The 11,616-nt window shown below is 57.9% G+C and carries 14 protein-coding genes and 1 pseudogene; 9 read left to right on the top strand and 6 right to left on the bottom strand.

All coding sequences use genetic code 11. From position 1 onward, the window contains the following. Window positions 1-11 precede the first annotated feature (11 nt). On the top strand, window positions 12-197 hold the full coding sequence (locus BOSE62_RS02365) for a YnbE family lipoprotein (RefSeq protein ID WP_159641189.1): 186 nt from the start codon (window positions 12-14) through the stop codon (window positions 195-197). Then, the gene (locus BOSE62_RS02370) at window positions 197-592 is read left to right on the top strand and encodes a YdbL family protein (protein ID WP_236553792.1); all 396 of its coding nucleotides are present in this window, start codon (window positions 197-199) and stop codon (window positions 590-592) included. The genes BOSE62_RS02365 and BOSE62_RS02370 overlap by 1 nt, the downstream gene beginning before the upstream one ends. Window positions 593-653: 61 nt before the next feature. Here BOSE62_RS02370 and BOSE62_RS02375 read toward each other — a convergent pair whose 3' ends face one another. The 6 genes from BOSE62_RS02375 to BOSE62_RS02400 form a co-directional block, all read right to left on the bottom strand. Beyond that, window positions 654-1,214, bottom strand: a complete 561-nt coding sequence (locus tag BOSE62_RS02375) for a manganese efflux pump MntP (RefSeq protein ID WP_159641192.1) — start codon at window positions 1,212-1,214, stop codon at window positions 654-656. A gap of 240 nt (window positions 1,215-1,454) precedes the next feature. After that, window positions 1,455-2,261, bottom strand: a complete 807-nt coding sequence (locus tag BOSE62_RS02380; protein WP_201295631.1) for an SDR family NAD(P)-dependent oxidoreductase — start codon at window positions 2,259-2,261, stop codon at window positions 1,455-1,457. A 19-nt stretch (window positions 2,262-2,280) separates the two neighbouring features. Beyond that, a complete protein-coding gene (locus BOSE62_RS02385) occupies window positions 2,281-3,057 on the bottom strand; it encodes a CmcJ/NvfI family oxidoreductase (RefSeq protein ID WP_159641198.1) in 777 nt (258 codons plus the stop codon). A gap of 94 nt (window positions 3,058-3,151) precedes the next feature. Continuing rightward, on the bottom strand, window positions 3,152-4,030 hold the full coding sequence (locus BOSE62_RS02390) for a DUF4437 domain-containing protein (protein WP_159641201.1): 879 nt from the start codon (window positions 4,028-4,030) through the stop codon (window positions 3,152-3,154). A 42-nt stretch (window positions 4,031-4,072) separates the two neighbouring features. After that, entirely contained in the window at window positions 4,073-4,852 is a 780-nt protein-coding gene (gene nfsB / locus BOSE62_RS02395; protein WP_159641204.1) for an oxygen-insensitive NAD(P)H nitroreductase, read from the bottom strand. 101 nt (window positions 4,853-4,953) lie between these two features. Next, window positions 4,954-5,868, bottom strand: a complete 915-nt coding sequence (locus BOSE62_RS02400; protein ID WP_159641207.1) for a LysR family transcriptional regulator — start codon at window positions 5,866-5,868, stop codon at window positions 4,954-4,956. Window positions 5,869-6,233: 365 nt separating this feature from the next. On the opposite strand from BOSE62_RS02400, the gene BOSE62_RS02405 reads away from it, so the two are divergent. From BOSE62_RS02405 to recO, 7 genes and pseudogenes are all read left to right on the top strand, one after another. Then, a complete protein-coding gene (locus BOSE62_RS02405) occupies window positions 6,234-6,584 on the top strand; it encodes an AtpZ/AtpI family protein (protein WP_159641210.1) in 351 nt (116 codons plus the stop codon). 45 nt (window positions 6,585-6,629) lie between these two features. Beyond that, the gene (locus BOSE62_RS02410; protein ID WP_159641213.1) at window positions 6,630-7,382 is read left to right on the top strand and encodes a F0F1 ATP synthase subunit A; all 753 of its coding nucleotides are present in this window, start codon (window positions 6,630-6,632) and stop codon (window positions 7,380-7,382) included. A 40-nt stretch (window positions 7,383-7,422) separates the two neighbouring features. Then, window positions 7,423-7,641: pseudogene (locus BOSE62_RS02415) on the top strand (F0F1 ATP synthase subunit C); the annotation flags it as partial. Between the two features lie 173 nt (window positions 7,642-7,814). Continuing rightward, window positions 7,815-8,300, top strand: coding sequence for a F0F1 ATP synthase subunit B family protein (locus BOSE62_RS02420; RefSeq protein ID WP_089132724.1), 486 nt, complete (start codon window positions 7,815-7,817; stop codon window positions 8,298-8,300). A gap of 23 nt (window positions 8,301-8,323) precedes the next feature. Next, window positions 8,324-8,851 (top strand): F0F1 ATP synthase subunit B family protein, encoded by a 528-nt coding sequence (locus BOSE62_RS02425; protein ID WP_159641219.1) that lies wholly within the window; start codon window positions 8,324-8,326, stop codon window positions 8,849-8,851. Window positions 8,852-8,929: 78 nt separating this feature from the next. After that, complete coding sequence (gene uvrC, locus BOSE62_RS02430; protein ID WP_159641222.1) at window positions 8,930-10,867, top strand: excinuclease ABC subunit UvrC; 1,938 nt, start codon at window positions 8,930-8,932, stop codon at window positions 10,865-10,867. Next, window positions 10,860-11,594, top strand: a complete 735-nt coding sequence (recO, locus tag BOSE62_RS02435) for a DNA repair protein RecO (RefSeq protein WP_159641225.1) — start codon at window positions 10,860-10,862, stop codon at window positions 11,592-11,594. The genes uvrC and recO overlap by 8 nt, the downstream gene beginning before the upstream one ends. Window positions 11,595-11,616 lie beyond the last annotated feature (22 nt).

Consider the following 11,616-nt stretch of genomic DNA (forward strand, 5'->3'; position numbering starts at 1 on the left):
TTCATCATAATATGAGGAGCTTAACCACTGCCGGCCTGATTTTCGGGGCATTGATCGGGTTTTCCGGCTGCGTGCAGGTGACTGCGCCGGACAAACCGATCGTGATCAATCTGAATATCAATATAAAACAGGAAGTGGTCTATCGTCTCGACGGCGATGCGAAAGATCTAATCAACGAGGAAGCGGATATTTTCTAATGTTTGACTATATGAAGAAAAACAAGGCCTTGGCCGTAGTCGGCGGACTGGTTTTAACCGCAGCAGTGGCCGTACCGGCTATCGCCCAGCGCGATCCCGCTTATGCCGCGGCACGGGCATCGGGTGCTATCGGCGAAAAGCCTGACGGTTATCTCGGCTATGTGACGTCGCCGTCTCCGGCGATCAAGGCGTTGGTCGAGGATATCAATATCAAGCGCAAGGCGGCCTATACCCGCAAGGCGCAGGAAACCAATTCGACGGTTGAACAATTTGCTTTTACGTCGGGCTGTAACCTGATCATGCGGACGGCACCGGGCGAGAAATACCAGACGCCGGCCGGAACCTGGAACACACGCGATGCGAGCGACCCGGTCCGGGATCCGCGCTGCCCCTGAGCGCCCTTGCACCCACACGAAAATAAGAAGCGTGCCGATCAGATTGGTGCGCTTTTTTTCTTCACACTGGAAAATACTGTTGGGCAATAAAGGTTTTTGCCCCCAGGCCGATCAGTATCAATCCACCCAGCACCTCGGCCCATTGGCCGACCTTTGTACCTAGCTGTGCGCCGAGAAAGACCCCGGGATAGACGAGCAGCGAAGTAGTCAGTCCGATTAGAAGGCAGGCCAGCAGGATAGGCGCGCCAAAGCTTGGCAGGGTGATCCCGGCTACGGCCGCGTCGATACTGGTAGCAATCGCCATGACGAGCAATGGCCAGAGCGTCAGATCCTTGCTGGGGGCCTCCGGATCACGATCAAATCCTTCCCGGATCATCCGCAAACCCAATATCGCCAGTAGGACAAACGCAATCCAGTGAGCCACTGATTGCATGACAGCGGCAAATGCCATTCCCAACGTCCAGCCCAACAGGGGCATCACCGCTTGGGCAGAACCGAAAGCAAAGCTCATCCGCAAGGCGGTGGATCGGCTGGGGCGACTGGCTGCGCCCTGGGCGACGGCTGCAGCAAAGGCATCCATCGCCAGACCGAGTGACAGCAGAACAAGGGTTGCGAAAATCATAGTCGCCTCCTGAAGATTTTTGCTTGAAAGCTCAACAGTCCTGTCAGTTGATTGCGATCAGCCGGAGCAAGTAACAACGCGCTGGCCGTCATCGGTAGCGACGTGTCTTGGGAAGACACTGGCCCGGTCCCCGGTCTTTCGGCATTTCGCGACAGCGAGTGGATCGTCGCGTTATCATTTTGTGGGGATGCTGATGTGAATGATGATAGTCAGCCAGCTTCTCCTGATGAACGTCGAATTCTATCGCTTGAAAAGTCTCTGCAGGATCGTATCGAGGCTGTTCACCAACTGCTCGCATTTGCTCGGGTCCAGCGCGTCCGGATGGGGTCTAGCAAACCGGCCACTGTCATTGTCGAAATAGAGGCCGGAAGCGCCGGCAAATTCCTCGGACAAAGCCGCGCGCGCCAGAATATCGACACCGATCCCTATATCATTGCCCTTTGCCCCATAGGCAGCTCGCACCATTTTCGTGCCGAGAAACGAACCGGGGTTGACTGCCACGATCATCGGGCCGTCTGGCGCCAGTTCTTGGGCGAGGCTGTGCGACCACATGGTCAGCGCCAGTTTGCTCTGGCTATAGGCGGCGCTGTTGGACAGGCTCGCTTTGCCGGACAGTGCATCCGGATCCACCGGTGACTGCGCCGCCGACGACAGGTTCACCACCCGGGAGGACTTGTCCAGCAGGGGCAAAAGCCGCCTCGTCAGCAGATAGGGGGCGATGGTGTTGACCACGAAACGTATATCGAGGCCGTCCGCCGTGCGCCCGTCGGGAACCGCGAAGACCCCTGCATTGTTGATCAGAACATCAACCCGCTTGTGTCGCGTCGCCACCGCTGCCGCCAGGGCTTCGACTGCAGCCATATCGGAAAGGTCGGCAACATAGGTCTCGGTGACACCATGATCGGGCACAGCGTCGAGCACGGTTCTGGTAGCGACCAGCTTTTCTTCGCTACGCCCGTGCAGCAGGATATTGTGCCCTGCTGCGCTCAGCGCCTTGGCGGTTTCCAGCCCGATTCCGTCGGTTGCTCCGGTTATCAATATTGTCATGAGCATATGCGGTCCTTTCTCAATAGCGTACCAGGGTCCGGCTCTCGATGCTGGTGCGGGTTGATTTCGAAGTCCTGTCGTCGACGATATCCAGCGCGCTGTGCGCGATTGGTGCTAGTCCGCTATTGTCGTAAATATTGAATATGGCGACGTCATTTGGGGCCATGGCGGAAAAATAGATCCATTCGTGTTGATCGTTGGCTGCCAGACCCAGTATTGCGCCGGTGCGATCGGGATAGACCAGCCGGACCGGCAACCAGTCTCCGGACGAGACCGATCGCGGACGGACGAAGCCCAGCGGTGCGCTGGCCACCGGCTTGCCGATCGGGCGCCAGACATTGACGAAGCCGAAACGCCCGGTTTCCCATATTGCGGCTCTGGCATCGCCCAATATGTCGCGGAGCCGCTGATGGGCACCAGCCGCACTATAATCGCTATGCACGTTGCGCGACGGCCTGCGGGTCGAATCCGGATCGTCGATGCGTACCGTATGATCGAAAATGACGACCTCTTTTGCACCGATCTCGCGCGCCAGCAGCGCCTCCAGTTCCCGTTCATAATCATCGTGCCAACCGGCATTTTCTCCGAAGTCGAAAACCGCAGAGGGGCTGTGCCGGAAGGCCAGGCTGTCCTGCGCAAATATCGGCCGTATCCCGGAGCGCGCATCTTCGACCTCAACCTGTACCGGTTGAAGCTCGGGGCTATCCACCCGGCCGGCGGTACCGTCGGGGTCAATATAGACCGACAGGTCTTGCGGACCCGCGACATAATAGTTCACGATAGCGCGGGCGGTCATCAGCGGATGTCCTGTTCGTTGGCATCATCAAAGGTGGCGAAATTGACGTACGTCATATTCCCTCTCCCGATCCGGTTGATCGTTTCCGCTTCATTTAGTGGAGCACGATCGATCCGGTGGTGCGCAAATAGATGATGCATTCGCTGTCCGGGGAGCAGGTGATCTGATGGCCTGATGATCCTTCGGACCCGAAATAGCTGCCCTGAGGCAGAGTTTGGGCGACGCCGCTGTTGCTCAGGCTATGGCTGATCGCCCCCTGGATGACAACAGCGCGCAAGGGCGAGCCGTTGCCCCGGATTTCGCCGGAAAAACCGGCGGGCAGTTTCAGCAAGGTCCCGCTTAATGCCCCCGGCTGCGGGTTGCCCCAGAGAAACGCCATTTGGGGAGGGTTGCCGACTTTCGCGCTCTCCGGCAGCTCTAGCCAATCAATATCAGAGGCATCAAGCCAGACTAGGTTGGAGGGGGCGACGTTGATCGGCCGTTCGCCATTGTCAAAGGCTTCGTCGGCCGGTTTGACCAGATAGGGGCCGTCCTGGATCTCGATATAGGCGAGATTGCTGGAGCCTTTTGCCGCTGTAATATGGGATTCACCGGCCGGCTGGGTCCAGAAGGAGCCGGGGGGCAGCCACATATTGGCGGCGTCCGGATCGTCATTGTGCATCAGGCCCTCGATGACGAGACCGCGATAGGTGACATTGTGAATATGCGGCGGCGAGGCAAAGCCTTCTTCGAATTTTACCAGAAAACCGGATGCGCCCGGAGTGGTGCGATCACCCCAGAGGTTGCCGGCTCGCGGACTGGCATCGCCACGGGCGGCGTTAAGTGGTCCCCACCGGACATCGTCGGGCAGGACGATCTCGGCAGCCGGTGCTGCATCTGCGGCGGGGGCCGTATCTCGCGCAACCGCCGGTGGACAGGCCACCAGGGTCGCGGAGAGTGCGGTGGCGATCGAAGCAAGAGTCTTTTTCGTCATTATGCGGGTGTCCTTTGACTTTCGGTTTTCGATCGGCCGGGATCAGACTTCGGTCAGAATTTCGGAAAGCGGCAGACGCGATTTTGGCAGCTTGGCATTATAGTCCGCTTCTTCGTCGCTATAGCCCAGGGCGACCACAACGAGGCTGTTATAGCCTTGCTCACGCAGTCCGAATTCCTCGTCGAGGGTCCTGGTTTCGATGCCTTCCATCGGGGTTGCGTCAATGCCGAGCGTCGCGACACCGAGCAGGAACTGGCCGATGTTGAGATACACCTGCTTATCCATCCAGTGCTGGACGTCCTTCATATCCTGCTTGTGAAGATTGACGAACATGCTGCGGCCACCGTGCATCTGGGCGCGGAAGGTTTCGGGGTCGGCTTCGAACCGGCCGTCTTTTTCTTCCTGGTCGAGGACTTTAAACAGAAAATCTTCGTCGATCGCGAGGCGGCTGGCGAAGACGACGACATGCGATGCGTTGCGGATGGAGGGGCTGTTGAACGGATAGTGTGTGTCAGTCGCCTTGGCGACCCGGTTCTTGCCTTCCTCGGTTGATGCAAGAATGAACTTCCACGGCTGGGCATTGGTGCTCGACGGGCTGAAACGCAAGAGGTCGCGAATTTTGTCGACATTCTCCGGGGTGATTTTACGGTCCGGATCGAATACCTTAACGGTGTGCCGGTGCTTGGCATAAAAGGTGATGTCGTGAACGCCATTCAGTCCGTCCGGGTTGCGGTCGCCATTGGCCGGGATGATATTCTCGTCCTGCGATATGCTGTCGAACGTATCGGAAGAGGATGCCGGGGGTGTGGATGTCAAAGTCATGATAATAGCTCCTTTGTTGTTGGGCACGATCATAACAGTTTTGATTATTGGTGCTATCTTCCAATTATGAAATTCATTATTTTGTAATGCAAAATAATTGTTCAGATCAGGCCGCCGTAGCGCTGCCGGTTGGTCTCGATGATTCGCCGCTGCATGAAATCGAGGAAGGCTTTGACCCGCGCAGGCATAACCCGGCCCGGTGGACGCACGGCCCAGATATTGGGTTCCCGCGCAACCCGATAGTCTGGCAGCACATGGACGAGCCGGCCGGACCTGATATCGGGTCCGACATGCCAAAGTGCCGCCAGACCGATTCCGACGCCGGCGCGGACGAGCACGCTCATCGCTTCGCCATGGTTCACGGCCACCGGCCCTGTCGCCGTCACGTCGTGAATCTTGCCATCCGGACCGGTCAACTGCCAATGGCGCATATTGCCGAGCGGCAGGCAGGCATGATCTTCAAGATCTGCCGGTTTTTGAGGTCTTCCCGCGCGCTCCAGATAGGCTGGTGAGGCGACCAGCCATTCGGGATTGGCATCAATTTTCTGCGCGAGCAGAGAGGAAGGCGCCAGTTCGCCGATCCGGAAGGCCAGTTCATAGCCTTGCTCGACAATATCGATAACCGCATCTGTCAGATTGAGGTCGAGCGTAACATCGGGGTGCCGCTCGAGAAAATCCGAAAGAAACGGCACGATATGAGCGCGCCCGAATGTTGCCGATGCGGTGACCCGGAGCAGGCCGGATGCCGAATTGGTCGATTGGGAGAGCACCTGCCGAGCCTCTTCGGCGGCGTCGAGAATGCGTTTGGCATGATCGACGAACACCTCGCCGTCGGGGGTCAGCGATATCGAGCGCGTGGTCCGGTTCAGCAGCTTGACGCCAAGATCGGACTCGAGCGCCTGGATGCGCTGGGTGGCGTTGGTCGGCGAAAGATTGAACTCGGCACCGGCTTTGCCAATCGCCCCGAGCGCTGCCACACGCACGAACAGGTCGAGATTCTTCAGATCAAATGTCACATGTCGTCCCCGGCTGCTTGCATGGTGCCCGCGCTAGCATATAGCGCTGCGGGAAGGGCGAGAAAACAGGAGCAGGCCGTAAAAGCGACATTGTTCCGCCAATGATCTCCGGTACTGGCGGGAGAAGGGCGCGCTCCGGCAGGCGGCGAAACGCTGTTCAAAAGCCCGGCTGCAGCGGTTGAGCGGTATGGAATTTCAGTGTCGACCAGCCGAATATCCGGCCGCCAAAACAACCAAGTTTCTGCGTCGCAGCATTGCTGTTGACTTGGGCACGCTGCTTTCCTAAACGGACCGCGCCTTGGCGGGTCGGCCTGCTGTTGTTCAAGGCTCTTTTCGGCGCTATTTGGGGCTTTAAGGGGGTTGTAATGGCAGCAAGCGAATCTGATCGGGATCCCCTCGAAGAGGATGTGCGGGTTTCGTCGCTGGAAGAGCGACTGGAATTGGCACAGAATAGAGAGAGGATCAAAGCAGGGCACCGGAACAAAGGGCCAGACGAAAGTCAGCGGCTCGGCGCAAGGGTGCTAAGCTATCTGATCGGGGGCGTGGCCGCCGGTTTTCTTCTCGGGTGGCTTTTTGACACCTGGCTGGGAACGACGCCATTGTTCCTGTTGCTGTTCTTCCTTCTTGGAGCGGGCGTGGCATTCAGGAAGATTTATATGATTTCGAGCCAGCCGGTGGATGACATCGGTACGGCGTTACCAGATGATGACGATTGACGATCAGGGGTTATATTAGTGGCGACCGAAGGCAAAATTGATCCAATGCACCAATTTGAAGTGCAGCCCATCTTTGATGGCTTCACTCTGTTCGGTCAGCAGATTGATTTCACGAACAGCGCACTGTGGATGTTTGTCGTCCTCGTGTTGCTCTATGTTTTCATGATGGGCGGAATGAAGCGGGAACTGGTTCCCGGACGCTGGCAGGTCATGGTTGAAGGTGTGGTCGGCTTTATCGACAATATCATCGCCAACAGCATCGGTCCCAACGGCAAGAAATATACGCCTTGGGTGTTCACCCTGTTCATGTTCATCCTGTTTTCCAACCTTCTCGGCATGATGCCGTTCGGGATTATTCCGGGCATCCACCCGTTCACGGTGACCAGCCAGTTTACCGTTACCGGCCTGCTCGCTGCCATCAGCTTTTCGATCGTGTTGATTGTCGGTTTCTGGAAGCACGGCTTCAAATTTTTCAGCCTGTTCATCCCGCACGGTACGCCGGTGTGGATGATGCCGTTGATCTTCTCGGTGGAGCTGCTGTCGTTCCTCGTTCGTCCGTTCAGCCTCGCGCTGCGGCTGTTCGTGGCGATGATTGCGGGTCACATTCTGATCAAGGTGTTCGCAAGCTTCGTGGTTCAGGCCATTGACGCCGGCGGTGCCAGCTGGGGTATCGCGTTGCTGAGCATTCTCTTCATCGCATTTGTCAGCGCACTGGAACTTCTGGTATGCGCCATCCAGGCCTATGTTTTCGCTCTTCTGACATCTCTGTACATCAGCGATGCGGAAAATCTTCACTAAGTCACTTTCAATCCTAATTTTTCAATACGGAGTTTAAAAAATGGATCTCGCTTCTGCACAAGTAATCGGCGCTGGTATCGCTGCAATCGGTATCGGTGTTGCTGCATCCGGTGTTGGTAATGTTTTCGCATCCTTCCTCGAAGGCGCTCTGCGCAACCCATCTGCTGCTGACGGCCAGCAGGGACGTCTGTTCATCGGCTTTGCTGCTGCTGAATTGCTCGGCCTGATCGCTTTCGCTGTTGCAATGATGATTCTGTACGCTCCACCAGCCGCTACGCCAGCTGAAGCAGTTGTTGTTGAAGCAGCTGCCGTTGAAGCACCAGTAGCTGAAGAAGCTCCTGCAGCCGAACTCGCTGAATGATTTGACGGCGGGCCGACAGGTTCGGCCCGCCCCAAAATTGCCTATTTGCGTCTCGAAACATCGGGTGAATAATGCCTCAAATTAGTCAGCTTATGGAAGTCTATGGCAGCCAGTTTTTCTGGTTGCTGATCGTCATCGGTATCATTTATTTTGGCATCGCCAAGAATATGGTGCCGAAGATCAGCAAAACCGTTGATGACCGGCAAAAGCGGATTTCCGACGACCTTGCTGCGGCACAGGCCGGGCAGGACAAGGCCGAGCAGATCGAAGCCGATTATCGCGCGAGCATCAATGATGCACGGGCCGATGCGGTGAGCAAGGTCAACGAAGCCAAAGCCAAGGTTGCCAAGAAAAACGAGGCAGCCATCAAACGGGCCGACACCGCGATTGCAAAGAAAGCGGACGAGGCTGATGCTGCGCTGAAGGCGGCGCAAAGCGAAGCAATGAAAGAAATCGAAGCCGTTGCGGCAGAAGCCGCCCAGGCTATCGTCAAGACGGTATCCGGTGCCAAGGTCACGGCAACGGACGCAAAGAAGGCGGTCAAGGCGGCTTTCTGAGCGCCTGCTGAAGGAGATAGAATATGCTATTGACGATTTTGGCAGAGGGCGCAGGCGCTGGCGGTCCACTTCAGGATCCAACCTTCTGGGTTGCGGTCGGTGTTCTGGTCGTCTTTGCGATCATGTTGTGGACGAAAGTGCCAAAGCTTGTCGGCGGTATGCTCGACAACAAGATTGCCGAGATCAAGACGACGCTCGACGAAGCCGCTGATCTGCGCAAGGAAGCGGAAGCGCTGAAAGCCGAATATGAAGCCAAGACTGCCGGTGCGCAGGCGGAAATCGAAGCGCTGATGGACAGCGCTGAAAAAGAAGCCGCGATCCTGGTCAAGGAAGCTGAAGCGGAAACCAAGGCACTGGTGGCGCGTCGCAAGAAAATGGCCGAAGAGAAGATCGGTGCTGCCGAACGCTCCGCAATCGCTGCCGTCCGCGCCAAGGCGGCAACCGCTGCGACACAGGCGGCGGAATCGCTGATCGCTGCGCGGCACGATGCCGCAGCCGACAAGGGCCTGATCGACAAAGCCATCGGCGACATTGGCAAAACCCTGAACTAATCCTTTCCTTTCCCGTGAGCGGGAAAGGATTATATCTTGTGACTGGCAAAGCCCTGCCGGTCATCCTAGATATGCCTCATGTCCAAAGCCGACCGTCCCGACCAACCCAATGCCGCGTCCCGGTTCAACGAGGACAAGGCGACCTATGCCGTGCGCGGCGAGGGGGATACGCCCGATCTTGAAGCCGGCATGGCGGCAATCCGCGAGGTTCTGAACACCCTGCCGACAAGGCCAGGCGTCTACCGGATGCAGGACAAGCGTGGCGACGTCCTCTATGTCGGCAAGGCGCGCTCGCTCAAGGCGCGGGTTGGTGCCTATGTGCAATTGAACCGGCTGCCGCAGCGACTGATGCGAATGGTTGCGCAGACCCGTTCGATGACTATCGTCACGACCGGCAGTGAGGCAGAGGCCTTGTTGCTCGAAGCGCAGCTGATCAAGAAGTTCCGGCCAGCTTACAATGTGTTGTTGCGCGATGATAAGAGCTTTCCATTCATCCTGCTGCGCGAAGATCATGATTTTCCGCGCATCACCAAACATCGCGGCGCGCAGCGGACCAAGGGGCAATATTTCGGACCCTTTGCCAGCGCGGGATCGGTCAACCGGACGATCAACGCCTTGCAGAAACTGTTCCTGTTGCGCAGTTGCACCGACAGTTTCTTCAACAACCGGTCGCGGCCCTGCCTGCTCTATCAAATCAAGCGTTGCTCGGCACCCTGTGTCGACCGGATTGGCAAGGAAGATTATGCCGAACTGGTCGAGGATGCCCGGGATTTCCTGTCCGGCAAATCCACAGCCGTGCAGAACAAGCTGGGCGAGGCTATGGAAAAAGCCTCCGATGCTCTCGATTTCGAAATGGCGGCGGTCTACCGGGACCGTCTGAAAGCGTTGACCTTCATCCAGGGCAGTCAGGCGATCAACGCGCAGGGGCTGCCGGATTCCGATATCTTCGCATTGGCATCGGAAGGATCCAGCGTTTGTATCCAGGCCTTTTTCATTCGCGGCGGCCAGAACTGGGGGCATCGCAGCTTCTTTCCCGCCCACACCAGCAATGTCGCGATAGACGAGGTCTTTTCCAGCTTCCTGATGCAATTTTACGAACAGATGCCGCCACCCAAGCTGGTGCTGCTCGACCGCGAGTTGCCTGATGCGGAATTGCTGGCCGAGGCGCTGAGCACCAAGGCGGATTATAAGGTGAGCGTTTCCAAACCGCAGCGCGGGGATCGACGGAAATTGCTGGCCCAGGCCAGCCGCAATGCCGAAGAAGCGCTATCCCGGCGTCTGGCGGAAACGTCTACGCAAGCGAAAATCATGCGTGAGATGGTCGAATTGCTGGAACTGGAAGCGGTGCCCGACCGGATCGAAATCTACGATAACAGCCATATTCAGGGGACGAATATGGTCGGCGGGATGGTTGTCGCCGGGCCCGAGGGCTTTCGCAAAAACGCCTATCGCAAATTCAACATCAAAAATCCGGATATTGCGCCGGGTGACGATTTCGCGATGATGCGCGAAGTGCTCGAGCGGCGTTTCTCCCGCGCGCAGAAGGAAGATCCGGATCGGGAAAAAGGCGAGTGGCCCGATCTGGTGCTGATCGATGGCGGCAAGGGCCAGATGAGCGCCGCGCGCGGGGCTCTGGCCGAAATCGGTGTCGAGGATGTGATGATGATCGGCGTCTCCAAGGGGCCGGACCGCAACGCCGGGCGGGAGACCTTTCATCTGCCCGACGGTCGCGAAATCAACCTGCCGATGAACAGTCCGGTGCTTTTCTATCTCCAGCGGCTTCGCGACGAAGCCCATCGCTTCGCCATCGGCGCACATAGGACGCGGCGCGCCAAAGCCGTCGGCCATAGCTCATTGGACGATGTACCCGGCATCGGTCCGGCCCGGAAAAAGGCGCTGCTGCTACATTTCGGGACCGCGCGGGCCGTCAAAAACGCATCGCTCGACGACCTCCAGGGCGCGCCGGGCGTATCGGCGACCGTGGCGCAAAAGATTTACGACTATTTTCATGGGTAGTCTCCGGACATCCGCGATTATCTGTTCGGTGCGCTCCCATGGCGAGCATGGCGCAGTCGTGCGCTCGCTGACACCCGAAAATGGCCTGGTCTCCGGCTATGTGCGCGGCGCGCATTCGGGGACGATGCGGCCGGTACTGATCCCCTCCAATATTGTGCAGGCTGACTATCGGTCCCGTACCGAGGAGCAGCTGGCCTCGATGACAGCGGAATTGCAACTGAGCCGCGGGCCCTTTCTGGGCGAGCCATTGGCGAGCGCCGCGCTGGACTGGGTGACGGCTTTGACGGCAGCGATCCTGCCGGAAGAGCATAGCTATCCCCAACTTTATGCTGCCTTGTCCGCCCTGCTTGATGCGATTTGCGGCGCTCCGTCCGCGAAAGGCTGGGCGGTGGCGCTGGTGCGCTACGAACTGCTGCTGCTCTCGGAACTGGGCTTCGGTCTGACGCTGGACAAATGCGCGGTGACGGGGGCGGAGGAGGATCTGGTCTATATCAGCCCGAAGAGTGCGACTGCGGTCAGCGCCTTTGCAGGGCAGGAATATAAGCAGCGCCTGCTCCCGCTCCCCCCCTTTCTGAAACAGCCCGCATCGCCGGAATGGGACGATATTTTTGCTGGTCTGCGGGTCACCGGATTTTTCCTGAAACGTCATTTTTTCGAAGACCGGCGCAAGGATGTGATGGCGGCGCGCACCGTGCTGGTCGATCGGTTGAAAAGGGTGGTTGCCTAATCGCGCGATTCTCGGCAGGAAG

Source organism: Sphingorhabdus sp. 109 (genome assembly GCF_902506555.1).
In the GTDB taxonomy this organism is placed as follows: domain Bacteria; phylum Pseudomonadota; class Alphaproteobacteria; order Sphingomonadales; family Sphingomonadaceae; genus Parasphingorhabdus.